This is a genomic window from Acinetobacter sp. 2JN-4, from assembly GCF_003687745.1.
Classification (GTDB): Bacteria; Pseudomonadota; Gammaproteobacteria; order Pseudomonadales; family Moraxellaceae; genus Acinetobacter; species Acinetobacter halotolerans.
In genome coordinates, this window is record NZ_RDNY01000006.1 from 85,233 (window position 1) to 105,747 (window position 20,515).

Sequence of the window (20,515 nt, forward strand, 5' to 3'; positions counted from 1 at the left end):
TCGATCCTACTCTACAAACAACAACGCCAAACGCACTTGATCATACGCCATTCTAGGACTCGTTGCTTCCACGATTGGGCGTAGTTTGATAGAACCATCATCGGTAAAATGCTCTGGGTTTTTTCTCTTATGCAAACGTTTATAAATCTTACGCACTTCTTCAATTACCTCTTCCCCTGGGCTCGCCACAGAAATATCTAAGCTCTGCTCTTTATGTAATCGCGCCAAATGATTGATAATCGTGGCAGGTGTTAAACCACGTTCATGTGCAATATCTTCAATCTCATAGCCTTCTTCAAATAAAGCACGTGTTTCATCTAAAGTGGCTGCGGCATAACTCTGTTTACTGCCTTTTGAAAGTTTCTTTTCATTGCGATTGATTTCGGTCGCGTTTAATGTACCGCCGCAATGCCGAATAAATGCATTGTGCTGAGTAGTCAGATCCTCATTTGCAAAGTTTGTTTCTGCTTCATCAGACAATTCCTGAAAACGGCGGTCTGCTTTGATTGCCAAGCTATCCAGTGCTAAAGCCTGCTCATTAAAACCCAGCAACCGAAGACCAGTGAGCGATTTTAGGCGAGATAATGCAACATAGCCCTGACCTTTTTCAAAGGTATTAGTGAGGTTAATTTCTGCCGCCTCTAGGGTCATCCCCTGACTTTTATGAATGGTAATCGCCCAAGCTAAACGCAAAGGGATTTGCTGAAAACTGGCAATGGCTTTACCCGCCTCATTTTCAATCGACCAAGTTTCAGGTTCAACCAACAAAGTCGTGCCATCGGTGAGTTTAACTTTAGGCAACAAGCCTTGTTTATCATCATCTTCAAAACCAATCACTTCACCTAAACTGCCATTGATATATCCCATATCAAAGTTGTTTTTTACAAACATGACTTTGGCGTGTTTTTTCAAGGTTAGTTCTTCAGGTGCACGTACAGAAGATTTTAAGGTTTCAATCAGTTTTTCATTACCATCAATAACTGCATTGAATTGGTGACTTTCGTTCTCGATACCATTTAAATGTTGATAGTTGATATTATCAACATCCATATTGTGCGTATATAAACGGGTAAAAGTGTCGCCAATATCCTGCTGGCGTGATTGTTGTAAAGCCGTAATATGATCTGGCTGAATATTTTGTGCACGAATGGCATTCAAAATCTGATTCAGAATTTCATCGTCCTGACGATGTTGTTCGGTTAAATAGCATACTCGAAACTTTGCCTCTACCCACGCATCAGACATAAAGCAAAATTTATCTCGATTTGCTTCACCATTACGTCCGACTGGAGGCAATTGAAAGAAGTCGCCCGCAACAATTACTTGTATGCCGCCAAAGGCTTCATCACTTTCTTTAAAGTATTTTAGAACCTGATTGACTAAATTAAGTTGTTTGGCGTGCAACATTGAAATTTCATCAATAATCAGCACTTGGGCATTTTCTAAATTTTCTTTTAGATATTTTCGTTCTTTCATTCGTTTGAGGTCATCATCACTCAAACGATCTTTAATACCAATTCCAGCCCAAGTATGAATGGTCATACCGTTCATATGTGTTGCAGCAATCCCCGTTGAAGCAGTGATTGCAACAGGAACTTTACGTGCTTTCAAATAATGAATGTATTGATTCAATGTATAGGTTTTACCTGCACCCGCCGAACCAGTTAAAAATACATTTTCACCTGCTTTTAAAAGTTTCAGTGCAGTCTCTTGTTTCATAATTACCTACCTTCTCGCAGCACATAGCTTAACGAGTTTCAATAAAAAGTGAAACGGCGAAGCCAAATTTTATAGAAAACATCACTCAATCCATGCAGATAAATCGGGAATATTATTTGGTAGGTCTTTGGTAGGTAGCAAATATTTAATGCAATCACAATACTGGGTTCATGGTGCAACGCATCATCTATAACAAACAATGGACTTATGGAAGAAGGATTCACTCCATGGCTTTTAAAAATATTGCAGATCAAACAAACGGTTTTTATATTCCTTGCGTATCACTCTTTGGACCAGGTTGCGCCAAAGAAATTGGAAGCAAAGCACGAGATTTAGATGCCAAAAAAGCGTTAATTGTAACCGATGAAGGTTTATTCAAATTTGGTGTCGCAGATACTATTGCACAGTATCTCACCGAGGCTGGTATAGAAAGCCACATTTTTGCTGGCGCAGAACCGAACCCAACAGATATCAATGTTCATAATGGCGTAGCGGCCTATGTAAACAACCAATGTGATTTTATTGTGTCATTGGGTGGCGGTTCATCGCATGACTGTGCAAAAGGGGTTGGTTTGGTCACCGCAGGTGGCGGACATATCCGCGATTACGAAGGTATCGACAAAAGCAAAGTACCGATGACCCCTTTAATTGCAATCAATACAACTGCTGGAACAGCATCAGAAATGACACGGTTCTGCATCATCACCAACACAGACACCCACGTGAAGATGGCGATTGTCGACTGGCGTTGTACACCGCTGATTGCCATTGATGACCCTAAGCTTATGGTGGCAAAACCTGCGGGTTTAACGGCAGCAACGGGAATGGATGCTTTGACCCATGCGATCGAAGCCTATGTATCGACAGCAGCCAATCCGATTACCGATGCCTGTGCAGAGAAAGCCATCAGTATGATTAGCCAATGGCTACAACCTGCCGTTGCAAACGGCGAAAATATTGAAGCGCGTGATGCGATGAGCTATGCCCAATATCTTGCAGGTATGGCATTCAACAACGCATCCTTAGGCTATGTACACGCTATGGCACACCAATTAGGTGGTTTCTATAACCTACCGCATGGCGTCTGTAATGCAATTTTATTACCGCATGTAAGCCAATTTAATCTGATTGCCTGCCAAGATCGTTATGCCAAGATTGCAGAATTAATGGGTGTTAATATTCAAGGTTTAACCGTTGCTGAGGCAGCATACGCCGCAATTGATGCCATTCAGGAGCTTTCAAGTTCTATTGGTATCCCCTCAGGTTTAACTGAACTTGGCGTTAAACCTGAAGATCTACCGATCATGGCTGAAAATGCCCAAAAAGATGCCTGCATGTTAACGAATCCGCGTAAAGCGACCCATGCTCAAGTCGTGGAAATCTTTAAAGCAGCGCTATAACCCCAACCAAACTCGAGTCACAAAACCACGTTATGGTAAGTCAAACCTCTCCGACCATTGACTTACTTTTTGGGGGAATGTACTTCCTAGCATCCCCCTTTTTTTACACACTTAGCTTCAACAAAACAAAATCGATTGACAATTCGCCGATTTCATTAAAGGATACTCAGCATGTCTTAATATAAAGTCTCAATAAAAATGAATACAACCCAGCTTTCTTCAAACCTTTACACTCCTGATCTTTTAGGAGATGGCTATGAACAACAAGTCCTAAATTATCCTGATGATTATGAAGGCAAAGTCGTCGCCACGCTGATCCGTAAAAAATCAAAACAACCAACCACCAAAGCAGTGCTCTACATTCACGGATTCTTAGATTATTTCTTTCAGACGGAAATGGCAGCACAGTTTAATGCACAGGGTTATGACTTTTATGCATTAGATCTAAGAAAATACGGGCGTTCTAAATTAGCGCATCAAATTTTTTATAATGTATTAGACCTACATGAATATGATGCTGAGATTAGCCAAGCCTTAGATATTATTTCCCAAGAAAAACATGACAAAGTTTTACTCGCTGGACATTCAACAGGTGGCTTAACCGCTACACTTTATGCTGCACACCACCCCAACGATCCTTTGATTAAAGGTCTATGGGCAAATAGTCCTTTTTATGATTTTAATTTAAGTCTGGTAGAAAGAAAATTTGGTATCCCGATGCTTAGTCGTATAGGAAAAAAACTACCCAAAGTAAAATTTCCAAGCCAGCTCAATCGTTGGTATACCACAAGTTTGCATAAAGATCTCAAAGGTGAATGGGATTTCAATCTGGACTGGAAACCGACCAGCGCACCAACAGTTCAACTCAGCTTTGTACATGCAATTCATACGGCACAAAAAGAGATTCATCGTGGCGTAAAACTAAATATTCCAGCATTAATTATGCACTCGCATCAAACCAAGAACCCGAAAAAATGGGGCGTAGATGCAACTCAAAGTGATGTCATTTTAGATGTTAAACACATTAAAAAGTACGCGAAGAAAATGAAAGGAGATATCTCTATTGTCTCAATTCACAATGGCTTGCATGATTTAGTCCTTTCCGCTCTACCCGTGCGTAAACAAGTTTATCAAGAACTCTTTCAATGGCTAGAGCAGAAAATCAACTAACTTCTTTTTAGTTGTTCATCGTATTTAGCAAGTAATTGGTGTGCAGGATGCTCGATGGGTAATAATTCCATTAAACGTTCTACCGCATCAATTGCTTCTGGAAAATGTGCTAAATGTTTAAGCAACAGATCTGTTTCTTGCGTCTTAAAAATTGCATCACTCAACCGAGATTCGAGGCAATCACGCCAAGCACAAAGAAATGGACTTTCTGTTTTTGCTAGGAATACCCCACTATACAATTGTAACGCTGAACTGAGATATCCAGCATCCAAGGCTTGCTCCACTTGCAAAAAGTCAGCCTCAATATGAACCAGCAAACGATATGGTCGTGAGCCTAACAAACCACCCAAAACATCTCTTAGTTGCGACATTTCTGCCTTCAACGTTCCCATACTCACCTTACGTTCGCCATAAAGCGCCTGATATAAATGTTCAAGCGTTAGCCCATGAGGACATAGGGCCAAAATCGCCAAGATTTCAATTTGGCGAGGCGTTAACAACAGACTTTTACCATTGAATTTGACTTGTGGTGTTGCAAATGCACGGATATATAAATGCTGACGTTGTTGCTCAAGTAAAGCGGACTGGATAATGGATGCACAGCGTTCAGCCGCTAAAATCCCAAACGTATTATGATTCTTCCATGTGGTAGATAAATCAACCACACCTAGTGTTTGTTTTGAATATGGGTCAATAATGGGTGCGGCATAACATACCCAATCATGCACAGATTCCATATAGTGCTCATTGGAAAAAACACAGCTCGATTGCTGTGTTTTAAGTGACAGTGCCAAAGCATTGGTACCAACTAATTCTTCACGCCATTGTCCACCCTTCACAAAATGAACCTGTTCAGCAGCACTTTGCATTTGAGGGCTGGGTGCTGTCCAAATAATAGTACTACCGATATCTCCCACAGCGATCACCATAGAAGATTGTTCTGCAATATGACGCAAATCATCAGCACATCGTTTTAATGCTAAGTCTAAAGTATTCTGTGAAGTAGATTTTTTTTCGAGTAATGGTGCTGCCATACGTTCTTTAGGAATATCAGCCGATATAGAACGTTCCCATGAACTGGCTATACTTTGACCGAGTTTGGCGGCGTTTTGAGGAGAGAGACTATTTTGCGCGCGCAGTTGATCAGTCAATGCCCTTTGCTGCACTAAATCCTTTTTTGTGAACATTTGTAAGTTCCTTATATATCCACATTGGTATTCCAACCTTTCTCCAACCTTCTTATTTATATACTAAATACACAGAGTACGAAAGTACCTACTGACAGGGTTCTTGTTAGTCTTTAGTCCTAAAATGCAAAGGAATACATATATGCGTTATATCGATCCGAACCAATCTGGTTCAAAAATTCAATTCAAATCTCAATATGAAAATTTTATTGGCGGTCAATGGGTTGCACCTGTAAAAGGTCAATATTTTGACAATATTTCTCCTGTTAATGGTCAAGCTTTTACCCGCATACCTCGCTCATCGGCGGAGGATGTAGAATTGGCCTTAGATGCAGCTCATAAAGCCAAAATCGAATGGAACAAATCATCTCCAACCACACGCTCTAACCTACTTCTTAAAATAGCAGATCGTTTAGAAGCTCACTTAGAAATGCTTGCTGTTGCAGAAACTTGGGACAATGGCAAACCTGTTCGCGAAACACTTGCTGCTGACATTCCATTAGCCATAGACCATTTCCGCTATTTCGCTGGCTGTATCCGTGCCCAAGAAGGCGGCATTTCTGAAATCGATGAAGATACCATCGCCTATCATTTCCATGAACCACTCGGTGTTGTTGGACAAATTATTCCTTGGAACTTCCCAATCTTAATGGCAGCTTGGAAACTTGCACCTGCTTTAGCTGCGGGTAACTGCGTGGTGCTCAAGCCTGCTGAACAAACTCCAGTGGGTATTTTGTTGGTGGCTGAACTTATTCAAGATATTTTACCTGCAGGTGTGCTCAATATCGTCAATGGATATGGTGCTGAAGTAGGTCGTCCACTGGCAACCAGTCCTCGTATCGCCAAAATTGCATTTACAGGTTCGACCCAAGTCGGTCAGTTGGTGATGCAATATGCAACTGAAAATATCATTCCAGTAACTTTAGAGCTTGGAGGTAAATCACCGAACCTGTTCTTTGAAGACGTAATGGATAAAGACGATGACTTTTTAGAGAAAACGCTTGAAGGTTTTGCTATGTTTGCCTTAAACCAAGGTGAAGTCTGTACATGTCCATCTCGTGCACTGGTACAAGAAAGTATCGCAGATCAGTTCCTCGAAAAAGCCATTGAGCGAGTCAAACGGATTAAAACAGGTCATCCGCTTGATACAGAAACCATGATTGGTGCTCAAGCCTCACAGGAACAACAAGAGAAAATCTTACGCTGTATCGATACTGGGCGACAAGAAGGTGCCGAGATTTTAGTGGGTGGCGGTGATCGAAAAGAAGTGGGCAATGGTTTTTATATCGAACCGACCATATTTAAAGGTCATAACAGTATGCAGATTTTCCAAGAAGAAATTTTTGGCCCTGTTCTCTCCGTGACCACCTTTAAAGATTTCGATGATGCCATCAAAATTGCGAATGACACCATGTATGGTTTAGGTGCTGGTGTATGGTCACGCTCAGCACACACCTCTTATCGTGCTGGACGTGCAATAGAGTCAGGCCGTGTTTGGACCAATTGTTATCATATTTATCCTGCACATGCCGCTTTCGGTGGATATAAAAAATCAGGTATAGGTCGAGAAAATCATCGCATGATGCTAGATCATTATCAACAAACCAAAAATCTATTGGTGAGTTATTCAACTAAACCAATGGGCTTCTTCTAATATGTTGCACTAAAATGGAACATATCAAATTAGGATAATGATCCATTCTGATTTCTCTTAGACAAAAAGCAAGCAGTCTAACCTGCTTGCTTTTCCATTTTTATGGCTATTTCATTTTTAAACCTGTAACACCTGAGTATTTTTACCATTTGGAATAAAAATAAGGCAGAAAATTAAAACCAAACACATTTCGGCATTGCTTTTGCATTGATTCATTCAAACCAACTCATTGGAGTTTTGCATGAGCCAATCAGAATCTACCGCTATAACAACCCCATCCTCAGAGGTCGCATCCACCGAATATTTTGCCCAAAGGCAGCTTAAACAAGGTTCTGTTGGTTGGTTACTTTTGATCGGACTGGGCGTTGCGTATGTAATCTCAGGAGACTTCGCTGGCTGGAATTATGGAATTGCCCAAGGTGGATGGGGCGGCATGTTTGTCGCTACGATATTGGTCGCGATTATGTACCTCTGCTTATGTCTGTCTATGTCAGAAATGGCAACCATGCTTCCTACGGCAGGAGGAGGATATAGTTTTGCGCGTGTCGCTTTTGGTTCTTTGGGTGGTTATTTAACGGGCACGGCGATTTTAATCGAATACGCAATCGCACCAGCAGCCATTGCTGTTTTTATTGGTAGTTATTGTGAATCCTTATTTGGCATGAATGGATGGCAAGTTTATCTCGCCTGTTATTTGCTTTTTATGGCGATTCATTTAAAAGGTGCAGGTGAAGCACTCAAACTCATGTTTGCGATTACTCTGATTGCAGTCATGGCGCTATTGGTTTTTATCATTGCGATGCTGCCCCATTTTCAATTGCAAAATTTATTTGATATCGCCGCAGGTACGCAAACGGGTGCAAGCTTATTTCTTCCACATGGTTATATGGGGATTTGGGCTGCCGTGCCTTTTGCGATTTGGTTTTTTCTCGCTGTTGAAGGTGTACCACTCGCAGCAGAAGAAGCTAAAGATCCTGCAAAATCACTACCTCGTGGCTTGATTGGATCAATGTTGATTTTGACTTGTTTTGCCTTGCTGGTACTTTTTCTAAGTGCGGGTGCAGTGGGTGCAAGTACCATGCAAAATGCAGCTGCACCACTAGTAGAAGGTTTGGCGATTGTCTATGGGCAAAACAGCTGGGTTACCAGTTTTGTCAATTTCGTCGGCTTAGCAGGTTTGATTGCCAGTTTCTTTTCAATTATCTATGCCTATTCGCGTCAAATGTTTGCGCTGTCTCGTGCAGGCTATTTACCAAGGGTCTTATCACTCACCAATAAGAATAAAGCCCCCTATCTGGCAATCATTGTGCCGGGCATTATCGGTTTTCTACTTTCACTTAGCAAAGAAGGCGACATGCTGATTCTAATTGCTGTGTTTGGCGCAACCATTTCGTATGTGTTGATGATGGCGGCACATCTTAAATTACGTTTAAGCAAAGCAAATTTGCATCGCCCTTATAAGACGCCTGGTGGTATTCTGACTTCGAGTATTGCATTGGTTTTTGCATTGCTTGCGGTACTGGCAGGCTTTTTAGTCAATCCTAAAGTTTGGCTGATTGCGGCTGCTATTTATGCCTTATTTATTGCATACTTCATGCTATATAGCCGACATCACTTGGTCTCAGGAACACCTGAAGAAGAGTTTGCCAAGATGCAAAGCTCACAACAAGAATTAAAATAATTGGGGATATCCGATGCGTTATAAAAATATCATCGCCAATCAACAATACGTTTTTGCAGATCTCAAAAGTGTCATGGCCAAAGCGACACCATTGAGATCAGGTGATGAGCTTGCAGGTGTCGCTGCTCACGATGCCACTGAGCGTGTGGCTGCTCAAATGACTTTGGCAGACATTCCCCTCAAAAACTTTTTAAATGAAGTTTTGGTCGATTATGATCTAGATGAAATCACCCGACTGATCATTGATGAACATGATAAAAATGCCTTTGCGCCTATTGCTCATTTTACCGTAGGTGATTTGCGTAACTGGTTATTAAGTGAAGATGCCAACACGGAAAAACTACGTTTTGTCGCCAAGGGTTTAACCCCAGAAATGGTTGCCGCGGTGAGTAAAATTATGCGGAATCAAGATCTGATTTTAGTCGCTAGCAAATGTGAGGTGGTGACTCAATTTCGCAATACCATTGGTTTGAAAGGACATCTCTCAACACGCTTGCAACCCAATCATCCTACAGATGATATTTTAGGAATATCTGCCAGTATTTTAGATGGACTGATGTATGCAAATGGTGATGCAGTGATTGGGATCAACCCAGCAACCGACAATTTGCACAATTTGGCTGAGCTGTTAAAGCTACTTGATCATGTCATTCAAGAATATCAAATTCCAACTCAGTCTTGCGTGCTTACGCATATCAGTTCTGCCATCCAGCTCGCAGAACAGAACATTCCAATTGATCTCATGTTTCAGTCAATTGCTGGAACACAAGCGGCGAATACAGGATTTGGTATTTCTTTGGCGCTTTTACAAGAAGGTCATGAAGCCACCCTCGCTTTAAAGCGAGGCACAGTAGGCCAAAATGTCATGTATTTTGAAACAGGACAAGGCAGCGCTTTATCCAGTAATGCACACCATGGTGTTGATCAACAAACGCTTGAAACTCGGGCTTATGCCGTTGCACGAAAATTCAACCCTTTACTGGTCAATACCGTCGTTGGTTTCATCGGACCTGAATATCTTTACGATGGTAAACAAATTATTCGCGCAGGGTTAGAAGATCATTTTTGTGGCAAGCTACTTGGCTTACCGATGGGATGCGATATTTGTTATACCAATCATGCTGATGCCGATCAAAATGATATGGACAATTTACTCACTCTATTTGGAACAGCCGGTATCAATTTTATTATGGGGATTCCAGGATCAGATGACATCATGCTGAATTATCAAACGACCTCCTTTCATGATGCCTTGTATTTAAGGCAACTATTGGGTTTGAAACCTGCACCTGAGTTTTCTATCTGGTTAGAACAACAAGGCATTTTACGGCAACAACAGCATCACATTCAGTGGGCAGAACATATGCCTGATCAATTTGCCAAATTACTCATGCACTAGGAGCTTTGGATGAAACTGAACAAAGATCAAACTTTTCCAGCTCAACCCCATCTTGATGTATGGCAAAAGCTCAAGCAATTTACCGATGCGAGAATCGCACTTGGACGAACAGGTTGTAGTGTTCCAACCAAAGCACTGCTTGAATTTCAACTCTCTCACGCACAAGCCAAAGATGCCGTTTATCAATCACTCAATATTGATCATATTTCAGATCAACTGAAACAGCTTGGTTTTGAAACCACACATGTTGAAAGCTGTGCCAACAACAAAGAAATATTTCTAAAACGACCTGACTTGGGCCGTCAACTCAGTGAAACGTCTCGTCAAAAATTAAAAAATATTCAACTCACCTCAAACTTTGAAGTTTGCATCGTCATTGGAGATGGTTTGTCTGCACGTGCGATTGAAGAAAACGCCATTCCTTTTGTTCATCAATTACACACCTATATGAAACAAGAGAATTGGACACTTGCCCCCATCTCAATTGCAACAGGTAGTCGTGTTGCGCTAGGCGATGAAGTAGCACAAATTTTTAACGCATCGATGCTTATTATGCTGATTGGCGAGCGCCCAGGCCTAAGCTCCCCCGACAGCATGGGCATTTATTACACTTGGCAAGCCCATGTCGGCAGCATCGATTCAGAACGTAATTGTATTTCTAATGTGCGTACAGCAGGTTTAAGTATTGAGATCGCTGCACAACGCTTATTCGCGCTGATGAAAAAGTCAAAGCAGATACAACGCTCTGGCGTTGCGTTAAAAGATGAGCATCAAATTCCAGTTGTAGAACAGCATCAAAAAAGGCAACTCTTTTTCCGTGACTCAAGCAATGATTAGTGCAGCATCGATATTCAAAAATGCGATAGATACTTTATTTCTCACACACTTTTCTTTGAGTATAGAATGTTTATACTTGCATTGATGTTAATCATGACTAGATAAAACTCGATGATAAATACTGAATCCTTACCTAAAACTATTTATGCTATCCAACATCTTGCCTTTGAAGATTTAGGCTCATTGGAAGATACCTTTTACCAACTTGGTTTCCGAGTTCGCTATTTTGAGGCGGGTGTTGATGATCTTAGCCCCGCGCTCAATTATGAGGGTCTAACCATCATTTTAGGTGGGCCGATTGGGGTGTATGAAACCGAAGACTACCCTTTTTTAGTCGATGAAATTGCAGGACTCAAACAACGTTTGACTGCAAATAAACCAACGATTGGTATTTGCTTAGGTGCTCAGTTAATTGCTCATGCGCTAGGTGCCAAAGTTTATGCTGGATATCAAAAAGAAATCGGTTGGGGTCTACTCGAAATTAAAGCTGATGAGCCTAATATTCTATCGCCACTGAAAGATACTCACGTCCTACATTGGCATGGTGATACTTTTGATTTGCCTGAGAACGCCACTTTACTTACAAGTTCTGACATTTATCCCAATCAGGCTTTTTCGATTGGGAATAATATATTAGCTTTACAATTTCACTTAGAAATTGCAGAGCAGAGTTTTGAAAAATGGCTCATTGGTCATACCTGCGAAATACGTCATGCTGGCCTATCTATTCCGCAACTCCGACAAGATAACCTATGCTATGCCGCACAGTCAGAACAACAATCTCATAAAATCATGAAAAAGTTTATAGAGAATATTCGCCTTTAAAAATCAAACCTAGCTAAAAATCACAGGTCTAAGTGATATAGGCTTAACCTGTGAAAGATTAGGTTACTGAATTTATGAAACTAATAAGAAAGTTAAAACCTTTGCCAACAAAAACTAAAAAATATTGCACCTAGAAAGCCAATGTTACAAAATGTAAACATTAAAACCATCAATAATCCACAAGATAATTTGAAAAAAATCCTAAATAAACAATAGAATATAAATATTATATGTTTTTAAATTTTGTTTTTTTAGGAGGTGGATAGCGTTATGCTCAAATTTATAAAGAGTTTCCATACGATTAATACGTACTTAATTTCTGCAACGTTTTTACTCTTATTTATTGTTATCTACTTCTATATCAATCCATGAAAAAGCACATCAAAGATTCATAAAAAGCCCAATCGTTAAATTGGGCTTTTTTTATTGCTATGGTGTTTCATCCTAAAAAGTAGTCTATATTTCAGGACGAAATAAACGCTCAAAACTAACCAAGTAGCCCTTCATCACGCATTGCGATTTGAACCGATTGACGTTCGGCGACTTTATTGCGTAAAGCGATAATGTTGATATAAGGGCTTAAGTCATGTTCGATATGATTTGACCAATTGGTCAGCACAAACAAATATGCATCTGCTGGGCCAAAATTATCATCCACTAAATAGTCGTATTCAGATTCAGCTAAATAGTGATCGATAAATTTAAGTAAACGATTCACTTCAGCATAGGCTTTGGTCTTTTCATCTTCAGTTAGTTTACCACCGAAAAATACAGCGTAAGCATCATGCAGTTCAGAGTTCAAATATCCTAACCATTCGAGGACTTTGGCACGTCCCATACCAGATGGCGGAATTAAATCTTGTTTAGGGTCATATTGAGCCAAGAAAGGTAGAATCGCCACATTTTCAGTTAAGATTAAACCTGGATTAATTTCTAAGGCTGGAACATAACCTTTTGGATTAATCTCGTAATAATCTGCACCTTTCTCAGTTTTATGAGTTTTTAAATCAACGCGTTCTAAATCAAAATCTACATTAATTTCATTTAAAATAATATGTGCTGCCAATGAGCAAGCACCAGGTGAATAATACAACTTCATGTTTGATCCTTGTTATCTAACTCTTCTGTTCTAAAACGCTTTATCAAAATTTGCAAAATCTGTTTTTACAAATTTGTCAGTAAAAGTAAAAATACCGAATAATTTGACTATTAGTGAAATTTCATTATTTTGCAAGTGCTCTTATGTCAAATTTTTATAGAGATCGTATACACCCTGTTCAAATGGATTTCTTTCAGAAAAAGAGCAGCTTAATTTCTGCTCTTTTTCTCGTTTAAATTAGAGTTTTGCTTTTCTTGAGCGTGTTGAATAGCCTGCTAAACCCAATAGTCCAAGGATAGTAAGCCAGCCAAAGCTACCCGATGAGCTTTTGCTAGTAGATGCTTTAATCTCATCGTCCCTCAAATCTAAATCCACAATCACAGGATCATGATCAGAAGAGCGATAAGGATCATCAGCGAAAAATAAAGCTTTTTGCTGATCAGTTTTATATTCTTCGTTGTAATCCAATACCGTTGGCTCGTCAGCATTGATATGCCATGCAAAGGCTTTTTTCACTTTGCTAAATAGAGTCGCGTCCGCAACGGCATGATCTAAATTACCCGCACCACCATAACCATCAGTATTGCTCGACACACCAAATACATAACTATAGGCTTGCTCACCCTGCCCTATATTTTTGTCATTGAGTAGCACTTTATAGTTGGCTTTTTCTAGTGCCAAGATTGGATCTTCTTTGGCATAACTGTTTAGATCCCCCAAAAGCAACATGTTCGGTGTTTCAACTTGCGTTGGGTTTTTCGCCATCCATTGAATCAATTGCTCAACAGCTTTAATACGTGTTGGATTCCAACAACCTTGACCATCTTTTTGATCAGCATCTAAAGACGTTGTACTCACACCTGAGCAACTTTTAGATTTAAGGTGGTTAGGAATCACAGTAAACATGTGTTTTCCTGAGAGTGGCTGGAACGTCTGTGCAATCGTAGTTCTATTTTTATCGCCCAAATCAAAGACCACTGGTTTATTGATAGGTTTCACTCGTTTACTGTTGTAAATAATCGCAACAGCAATCGCGTCACTGCCTAAACGATCTATATTTTCAGGGATCACATATTTCCAATCAGCACCTAAAGCACGAGTCAAATATGCGATAGCACTATCCTCACCATAACCATTGTTGGCGATTTCCATCAAACCATAAACATCAGCGTCGATTGCACTTAATGCGCTCACAATCTTGCGGTGCTGCTTTTCAAATTCTACTTGTGTTGTTGCACCGCGCTCAGTTGGAAAGCCATTTTTGCCATTATCGTAGTTCAACACATTAAATGCGGCTGCACGGATCAATTTTTCATCTTTGGCAACCACGCTTGGTCGTTCGGGTGTAGGCTTTACAATAGTTGGAAGATTCCGTCCCTGAATCGGTTGAATACGCCATCCATTAAAACGATATTCTAAAATCCCCTCTACATTTTGCAGTTGATCACCAACGCGTAGCGTATTGGTTGCGCTAAAGTTCTGTGGCAGCCAAGGTGTTCTATTTTGATTGCTATAGCCATCATCCAAAATGACTTTTGATAATAAATTCTTCTGTGCTAAGGCTTTTGCTTCTGTGGACAATGATGGATATAGGTTTGTTGGTATAAATAATCGTCCCAGACTAACTGATAACTCACCATATCGACCATAATTATAATTTTCACTGATCGTTAATGTTTGGGGCAATTTAACCAACATGCCTTGATACTGCACTGGCGAATGAGCAGTTCCAGTCAAAGCACTAAATGGTAAATCAATTGATTTCGGCTGAATTTGACTCAGCATATTGGTATTACAAACTTGAATATCTTGTTGTAACTGATCGATTTGGAGTTGATTTTGATAAGCTGCTAAACGACCACGTAAGATGACTTCCTCACCAACCTGACCACCTTTAACGGTGCTACTTGCTGGAATATAAACAAAGATCGCATTACTCATATTTGCTTTTGCTTTGCTGCCAGGTGTCTGCACATAGAAACCTGAAAAACCATTGCTATAGCGGTAGTCTGCCGTAATTACACCGCGTACCGTATAATTTTGATCTTGAGTGGCTGTATTTAGATCAGCGATCGCCGTATTTGAACTAGAACAACTGACAGTCTCATTTACAGGTGGTGTGGTAGTAGAACCTGATAAGTTAGAGAAGTCATTACGATCAGTCCATGCTTTCCATACACTGTCTAAATCAAAACTGGTGGTCGGATCGATTTCTGTTACTGAATTTGTGCTTTGAACTCGAGTAAAACTTTTTCCTTTACTTTGAACAGTTGTCCCCCAACCATTTACAGGTTGCTCTCCGACTCTCCCAAAACGATCAACCACTTTGCCTTTGTGCACAAGAACGATTGCATCATCACCATTGAATGACAGTGAAGTCACCTGATTGACCTGTGACCCGAGCACGGCTTGTAACTCTGTGCGCCCAACTAAAAATTTCGCTTTACTGGCCAAGTTACCCTGTAATTGGAAAGCAACCGTTTTTGTCAATGCACCATTATTAAATTGCTGTATTTCATAGTCTGCGAGATTCGCACTGGTCGCATCTGGATTGTAAATTTCCAAGCCTTTTTTATTACTACTGCCATCCACATATTGGCTAAACATCAATTGTGCGTGTGCGATAGAAAATGTCGTCGAAGCTCCGATTAAGCCCAAACAAATCGCGATAGAGTGAAATTTAAATGTTTTCATAACTTTTTTACTTAATGTTCAAATCGCCACCAGCCTATTCAATCTCTGTGACAGTGCGATGAAGAATTTCTTACAAGTTTTAGCTCATCGACCAGAAGATCCACCAAATAAAATCATTTAAAGGTTTGACTTGCCCCCATGAACACTTAAAATACGGCATTTCTATATTTATATCTCCAGAATCATGTCAAACGATCAGTTAGAAACGCAAATTACGGAACTCGAAAATTTGTCTGAGCACCGCGAAATTGTGACGTTTATGCGTCGTTCAGCTCCGCTCAACACTTCACAACGTACTGCGTTGGAAGATTATCGTGATTTAATTTTGGAATATCCTGTTGGTGATTTACGCCAGCATTTTGAACATCCTGAACGCCCATTAACCGTAGAAATCGGTTTCGGCATGGGACGTTCTTTGGTTCTTATGGCAAAAGCCAATCCTGAACGTAATTTCATCGGAATTGAAGTACACATTCCCGGTATTGCTCAATGTGTATTTGAAGCAGGCATGGCGGGTCTTAAAAATCTATTTGTGCTTGATGCTGATGCAATTCAAGTACTGCGTGAAATGCCTGACAACAGTATCGACTGCATACAACTTTACTTCCCTGATCCTTGGCAAAAGAAGCGCCATTTCAAACGTCGTTTCGTGATTCATGAGCGTATGCAATTGGTTGAACAAAAGTTAGTACTGGGTGGTACTTTCCACGCCGCGACTGACTGGGAACCGTATGCTGAATGGATGCTTGATGTTTTAGATAATCGTCCAGATTTGGAAAACCTAGGGGGTAAAGGCAATAGCTATCCTCGCCCTGAATGGCGTCCAGTGACCAAGTTTGAACGTCGTGGGATTGAATCTGGTCATAAGATCAATGATTTTATTTTTAAGAAAATAAAATCATAATCCAAACACTTCTGATCTTTTCCAATACAATCTAAAAAACAACTTAATAGCATTAAATATCATTTATTTAATGCTATTTATTTTTCCAAAAGTATCCAAGATATTCCAATAAGTACTAAACTTTTTTAGTCTCAAAATAGCCACAAGTCGAATTATTTTTGGGGCTTTAGTAGATTCACACTGTGATAATCTACTTTTAGATCCTTTTATTTTTAGGGGGATAGCCAAATAAGCATTCTAAGAATTAAAAAAATGACTGAGGGTACGGCTTCTTCATACTGCAATGTTGTACCTCAAGTCAGGTTTATGCAACAAAGTCAGCTACTAAGGATAAAAAGCCCTAACACAAAATATGGGGGCTTTTCGTATATGGTAACTAGGACCAACTCTTGCCGCCCCACACGATCCTGATGAAGTTTCGAGCTGTTTACAGAATTTCGAAAATCTTTCCACTTAAGATACTTTGAAAATACATTTCAAACCCAGGACGAATATCTTCATCATCAACTGTAATATGTTTTATATTTGAAAATGATTGCGTATTTTCAAAATTATTATTAACTGTAGCCTGAATAAAGTGCTTAACACCAAATTGATCTATTACACTGATACTTTGTTTAAGCATTAATATACCTTGATAAAATTATAAGAGATAAATAATTGATTTAATTACTCAGAATCTACAACTCTGTTTAAGCAACTCTATGGTTTAACTTAAATAATTTATTCAATGAGGTGTAAAAAGTACGACCATCTAGGTTCAAATCAACTTCAACGCCAGACTGAAGAAGAACTTTTTTGCCCACTTCAATTGTTTTTAAACCTTGACGTGTATTTTGCATCTTATTGACTGGAATTAACGATACTATAATTTCTGTACCATTAGGAGATTTTGCGATTAAATCATTTATTTTTAACAATTTACAGCCTATTATTTTAGGTTTTTCAGATCAGAAAAACAACTTTGAAATTAAATTTTGAATCATAAAAAAGTACTAATTAATAGTACTTTTTTTTATCAATGCTTGTTACTGCTTAGATAGCAATAATATTTACAGCATTCGGTCCTTTTTGACCTTGAGCTACACTAAATTCAACCATTTGGCCTTCAAGTAAGGTTTTGAAACCAGAACTAGAAATTTCGCTAAAATGAGCAAAAACATCTGGACCAGATTCTTGTTGAATGAAACCAAAGCCTTTAGTCTCGTTGAACCACTTTACAGTACCTTTAACAACATTTGAGTTTGACATAATATATCCTATTAATTTTTTAATAATTTATTGAGTTTAACTTTGAAAATAATAAATAATGAAACTTAAAATCTGAAAAAACGAAGGATTATTACTAAAACTGCGATACTTAAAGAAGATTTACCGAAACAAAACTTTTTTCTAGTTAAGTTAACTATACACTAAAAATGAAAATAATCAAGTTTTCTGATATATATATTTACTTTTCTTATAAAAGTAACGGCAATCGTAGAAAAATGGCTCGGCTTTTCCATGAATGATACCCCCCAAATAAATAGTTTAAACTTAAGCACAGGTAACGCTTTCCATCACGACAGGTGTATTGGCTTCTGTAGCAATGACAGAGGCTGCAATTGCTTCGACAACCTGACTCAGTGACTGCTTTGAAACATTGACAATATCAACAATTTTATTGCCATCCGTACGGACAGAATTGGTAAATGCCATTCGACAACTAAGCTGACGGTTAGGCACAACAGTATTCTGTACGCCTGTTGGTTGATTCAACGGTCTTGCGGGATCATCACGTTTAATAATCCAAGCCACAGCCACCTCAATATCCTGACTCATCGCGCCCATTAAAGAACGCGTGTTGGAGCGTTCAAGAATATCGAAACGGGAAAAATCTGTTGCAATACGATAGGATACTTTGCCACCCGTCATACCACTGCTATAACGATCCACAGCACCCAATTTCTGTTGTAGCCCCGCAGATAACCCATCCCGTAGTTCAGCCCCCAAAGTGGAAGTCCAGCGTTCATTGCCCAATATATGAGATTTACCATTGCTGTCCTGCAAGACCATTGGTGCCCTGTTTAAACGGTCTGGCAATCCCACAGGCAGTACTTCAATCACCCGTACATTTGAACTCACCAACGGTTTAACTGTTGGGGTCAAGCTATAGTAGTTTGGTGTAGGAGAACTGGAACATCCAGATAAACCTACAACTGTCAGTAGCAGGCCGCAACTTGCTCTACTAAACTGCGGAAAATAGGACAAAAAATGTGAGCTATTTTTTTTATTTATCATTCTTAACCTCAGGCGTTTTCCCACGAATGAGTGATTCTGGGTGTTGTTCAATATAGTCTGCCATTAACTGTAAAGATGCAGCAGCACGTGTCATTTGCTGTAAAGCACGACGTACATCCTGTTGCATAGGTGCGTCACTCGATAAAATGGTTTCAGTAGAGCGCATGGTCTGACGTACATCATCCAATGTCGCCTGTAGTCCTGGCGCAACTTTACCATCCAACTGCTTCACTAATTTATCTGTAGAGCTAATCGCTGAATTCATATTATCGAGTGTTTTACGGACATCCTGCCCAATTTCCACCAATGGGAATTTATTCAGTTTATCCGCAATTTGTGATACTTGTGCTTGTAAACCTTTCAACTCCGTTGGTGTTGTTGGCACCTCAATCACACCGTTTGATCTGATGATTAAGTTTGCTGGTTTTGCTTTAGGGAATAAATCAAAGGCGATATAGTTCTGCCCTGTCAGTAGATTTCCTGTACGCATCTGAGCACGCCACCCCCTTTCGATGAAGCGTTTAAAAATTACACCGTCAGGATCGAGTTCTTTACCATTGGCTAAACGAGATGGATAAATCACCCCCTCAGCCCGCATACGGATCTGAGTATAATTTGCATTAAACTCAGCATTAATCGACTGTATATTTCCAATTTCAATACCCATAAAGTCAATCGGCGCGCCTGCCGACAAACCACGTAGAGACTGATCAAAATACATGATGATGCGATGGGATTTTCCATCTGGCTCTTTCAATGCTTCAGTACGAGAATCCCATAAATTAAAACGACTTTGATCAGCAGCAGCGGCAGCATGTGAATTTTCAGGATAACCAAAGGCAATTCCGCCAGCGATAATACTTACCAGTGATTGTGTATCCAGCTTAAATCCTGATGCACTTAAGCTTACATCAACACCACTAGCCTGCCAGAAACGTGCATCTGTCGTCACGAACTTATCATAGGGTGCTTGAATAAAAGTTTGTAGCTCCACACTCTTACCATCTTTGGCCAACTGATAAGCGGTGATTTGCCCCACATTGATCTGACGATAATAAATAGGAGAACCAATATCCAGTGAACCTAAATTATTGGCTTTTAGAAAAAAGATTTTACCCGGTACATCAGATGAGATGACTGGCGGTACCTCCAGACCAGTAAATTCGTCCTGCTTTTGTTCTGCCTTACCACCATCAACCTCAATATAAGCACCCGACAATAAAGTATCAATTCCTGAAACACCACTCGTACCTATTCGGGGACGAACCACCCAGAATCGTGAGTCTTTTGCAGCAAAATTACTGGCATCCTTACGCAGTTCAATTTTTGCAATGACATGTGAACGATCATCTGCAAGGTCAATCTGACGAACAAGACCGATGTCTACTTGTTTAAAACGAACTGTCGTCTTCCCTGCAACCAAGCCTTCAGCAGTTCTAAAGGAAACATTAATGGTCGGACCAGTATCTAATACCGCTTTGACTGCCAACGACAGACCAATCAGAAGTGCGACAAATGGAACCAGCCAGATCAGCGATGGCCGCCATCGTCCTTTATTTTTCTCAGGCTCAGGCAAAACCTGATGCGTTTCCTGTACAGCATTAGGATCCTGATGATCTGAGCTTTCGTTGTTCGTTTTATTTTCAGACATACACACCCATCATTG

At 40.0% G+C, this 20,515-nt stretch carries 17 protein-coding genes; 8 read left to right on the plus strand and 9 right to left on the minus strand.

Going from position 1 to position 20,515, the window contains the following annotated elements; translation table 11 throughout:
• Positions 1–6 precede the first annotated feature (6 nt).
• Positions 7–1,719 carry an AAA family ATPase gene (locus tag EAH57_RS10080; RefSeq protein WP_121929940.1) on the minus strand — a complete coding sequence of 571 codons (1,713 nt, stop codon included), beginning with the start codon at positions 1,717–1,719 and terminating at the stop codon, positions 7–9.
• A 227-nt stretch (positions 1,720–1,946) separates the two neighbouring features.
• On the opposite strand from EAH57_RS10080, the gene mdh reads away from it, so the two are divergent.
• A complete protein-coding gene (gene mdh / locus EAH57_RS10085; protein WP_121929941.1) occupies positions 1,947–3,119 on the plus strand; it encodes an iron-dependent methanol dehydrogenase in 1,173 nt (390 codons plus the stop codon).
• A 198-nt stretch (positions 3,120–3,317) separates the two neighbouring features.
• The gene (locus EAH57_RS10090; RefSeq protein WP_121929942.1) at positions 3,318–4,289 is read left to right on the plus strand and encodes an alpha/beta hydrolase; all 972 of its coding nucleotides are present in this window, start codon (positions 3,318–3,320) and stop codon (positions 4,287–4,289) included.
• Here the strand turns inward: EAH57_RS10090 and EAH57_RS10095 are convergent.
• Positions 4,286–5,476: a helix-turn-helix domain-containing protein gene (locus EAH57_RS10095; protein WP_121929943.1), complete on the minus strand. Its 1,191-nt coding sequence runs from the start codon at positions 5,474–5,476 to the stop codon at positions 4,286–4,288. The two genes, EAH57_RS10090 and EAH57_RS10095, sit on opposite strands and share 4 nt — an antisense overlap.
• 142 nt (positions 5,477–5,618) lie before the next feature.
• Between EAH57_RS10095 and EAH57_RS10100 the strand changes: the two genes are divergently transcribed.
• The 5 genes from EAH57_RS10100 to EAH57_RS10120 all read left to right on the plus strand — a co-directional run bounded on the left by EAH57_RS10100 (position 5,619) and on the right by EAH57_RS10120 (position 11,872).
• Positions 5,619–7,130: an aldehyde dehydrogenase family protein gene (locus EAH57_RS10100; protein WP_121929944.1), complete on the plus strand. Its 1,512-nt coding sequence runs from the start codon at positions 5,619–5,621 to the stop codon at positions 7,128–7,130.
• A gap of 241 nt (positions 7,131–7,371) precedes the next feature.
• Positions 7,372–8,811 (plus strand): ethanolamine permease, encoded by a 1,440-nt coding sequence (gene eat, locus EAH57_RS10105; protein WP_121929945.1) that lies wholly within the window; start codon positions 7,372–7,374, stop codon positions 8,809–8,811.
• Positions 8,812–8,824: 13 nt separating this feature from the next.
• Positions 8,825–10,210, plus strand: coding sequence for an ethanolamine ammonia-lyase subunit EutB (locus EAH57_RS10110; protein ID WP_121929946.1), 1,386 nt, complete (start codon positions 8,825–8,827; stop codon positions 10,208–10,210).
• A gap of 9 nt (positions 10,211–10,219) precedes the next feature.
• The gene (eutC, locus tag EAH57_RS10115; RefSeq protein WP_121929947.1) at positions 10,220–11,047 is read left to right on the plus strand and encodes an ethanolamine ammonia-lyase subunit EutC; all 828 of its coding nucleotides are present in this window, start codon (positions 10,220–10,222) and stop codon (positions 11,045–11,047) included.
• A gap of 111 nt (positions 11,048–11,158) precedes the next feature.
• Entirely contained in the window at positions 11,159–11,872 is a 714-nt protein-coding gene (locus EAH57_RS10120) for a glutamine amidotransferase (RefSeq protein ID WP_121929948.1), read from the plus strand.
• A gap of 487 nt (positions 11,873–12,359) precedes the next feature.
• Here EAH57_RS10120 and EAH57_RS10125 read toward each other — a convergent pair whose 3' ends face one another.
• Positions 12,360–12,971, minus strand: coding sequence for a glutathione binding-like protein (locus EAH57_RS10125; protein WP_004671656.1), 612 nt, complete (start codon positions 12,969–12,971; stop codon positions 12,360–12,362).
• 237 nt (positions 12,972–13,208) lie between these two features.
• The gene (locus EAH57_RS10130; RefSeq protein ID WP_121929949.1) at positions 13,209–15,665 is read right to left on the minus strand and encodes an ExeM/NucH family extracellular endonuclease; all 2,457 of its coding nucleotides are present in this window, start codon (positions 15,663–15,665) and stop codon (positions 13,209–13,211) included.
• 184 nt (positions 15,666–15,849) lie between these two features.
• Here EAH57_RS10130 and trmB point away from each other — a divergent pair, with 184 nt between their 5' ends.
• On the plus strand, positions 15,850–16,569 hold the full coding sequence (trmB, locus tag EAH57_RS10135) for a tRNA (guanosine(46)-N7)-methyltransferase TrmB (RefSeq protein WP_121929950.1): 720 nt from the start codon (positions 15,850–15,852) through the stop codon (positions 16,567–16,569).
• Between the two features lie 427 nt (positions 16,570–16,996).
• Here trmB and EAH57_RS10140 read toward each other — a convergent pair whose 3' ends face one another.
• The 5 genes from EAH57_RS10140 to EAH57_RS10160 all read right to left on the minus strand — a co-directional run bounded on the left by EAH57_RS10140 (position 16,997) and on the right by EAH57_RS10160 (position 20,506).
• Complete coding sequence (locus tag EAH57_RS10140; protein WP_121929951.1) at positions 16,997–17,194, minus strand: hypothetical protein; 198 nt, start codon at positions 17,192–17,194, stop codon at positions 16,997–16,999.
• Positions 17,195–17,261: 67 nt separating this feature from the next.
• Positions 17,262–17,489 (minus strand): hypothetical protein, encoded by a 228-nt coding sequence (locus tag EAH57_RS10145; RefSeq protein ID WP_121929952.1) that lies wholly within the window; start codon positions 17,487–17,489, stop codon positions 17,262–17,264.
• Positions 17,490–17,604: 115 nt separating this feature from the next.
• Positions 17,605–17,820, minus strand: a complete 216-nt coding sequence (locus EAH57_RS10150; RefSeq protein WP_004671664.1) for a cold-shock protein — start codon at positions 17,818–17,820, stop codon at positions 17,605–17,607.
• A 285-nt stretch (positions 17,821–18,105) separates the two neighbouring features.
• Positions 18,106–18,849 carry a PqiC family protein gene (locus EAH57_RS10155; RefSeq protein WP_121929953.1) on the minus strand — a complete coding sequence of 248 codons (744 nt, stop codon included), beginning with the start codon at positions 18,847–18,849 and terminating at the stop codon, positions 18,106–18,108.
• Complete coding sequence (locus EAH57_RS10160; RefSeq protein ID WP_171407436.1) at positions 18,839–20,506, minus strand: intermembrane transport protein PqiB; 1,668 nt, start codon at positions 20,504–20,506, stop codon at positions 18,839–18,841. Before EAH57_RS10160 ends, EAH57_RS10155 begins: the two co-directional genes overlap by 11 nt.
• Positions 20,507–20,515: the final 9 nt, after the last annotated feature.

What these genes read in the sequence shown, in the direction of transcription:
- EAH57_RS10080 (WP_121929940.1), bottom strand. Translation starts at nt 1,719, where the DNA reads ATGAAACAAGAGACTGCACTGAAACTTTTAAAAGCAGGTGAAAATGTA.
- mdh (WP_121929941.1), top strand. Translation starts at nt 1,947, where the DNA reads ATGGCTTTTAAAAATATTGCAGATCAAACAAACGGTTTTTATATTCCT.
- EAH57_RS10090 (WP_121929942.1), top strand. Translation starts at nt 3,318, where the DNA reads ATGAATACAACCCAGCTTTCTTCAAACCTTTACACTCCTGATCTTTTA.
- EAH57_RS10095 (WP_121929943.1), bottom strand. Translation starts at nt 5,476, where the DNA reads ATGTTCACAAAAAAGGATTTAGTGCAGCAAAGGGCATTGACTGATCAA.
- EAH57_RS10100 (WP_121929944.1), top strand. Translation starts at nt 5,619, where the DNA reads ATGCGTTATATCGATCCGAACCAATCTGGTTCAAAAATTCAATTCAAA.
- eat (WP_121929945.1), top strand. Translation starts at nt 7,372, where the DNA reads ATGAGCCAATCAGAATCTACCGCTATAACAACCCCATCCTCAGAGGTC.
- EAH57_RS10110 (WP_121929946.1), top strand. Translation starts at nt 8,825, where the DNA reads ATGCGTTATAAAAATATCATCGCCAATCAACAATACGTTTTTGCAGAT.
- eutC (WP_121929947.1), top strand. Translation starts at nt 10,220, where the DNA reads ATGAAACTGAACAAAGATCAAACTTTTCCAGCTCAACCCCATCTTGAT.
- EAH57_RS10120 (WP_121929948.1), top strand. Translation starts at nt 11,159, where the DNA reads ATGATAAATACTGAATCCTTACCTAAAACTATTTATGCTATCCAACAT.
- EAH57_RS10125 (WP_004671656.1), bottom strand. Translation starts at nt 12,971, where the DNA reads ATGAAGTTGTATTATTCACCTGGTGCTTGCTCATTGGCAGCACATATT.
- EAH57_RS10130 (WP_121929949.1), bottom strand. Translation starts at nt 15,665, where the DNA reads ATGAAAACATTTAAATTTCACTCTATCGCGATTTGTTTGGGCTTAATC.
- trmB (WP_121929950.1), top strand. Translation starts at nt 15,850, where the DNA reads ATGTCAAACGATCAGTTAGAAACGCAAATTACGGAACTCGAAAATTTG.
- EAH57_RS10140 (WP_121929951.1), bottom strand. Translation starts at nt 17,194, where the DNA reads ATGCTTAAACAAAGTATCAGTGTAATAGATCAATTTGGTGTTAAGCAC.
- EAH57_RS10150 (WP_004671664.1), bottom strand. Translation starts at nt 17,820, where the DNA reads ATGTCAAACTCAAATGTTGTTAAAGGTACTGTAAAGTGGTTCAACGAG.
- EAH57_RS10155 (WP_121929953.1), bottom strand. Translation starts at nt 18,849, where the DNA reads ATGATAAATAAAAAAAATAGCTCACATTTTTTGTCCTATTTTCCGCAG.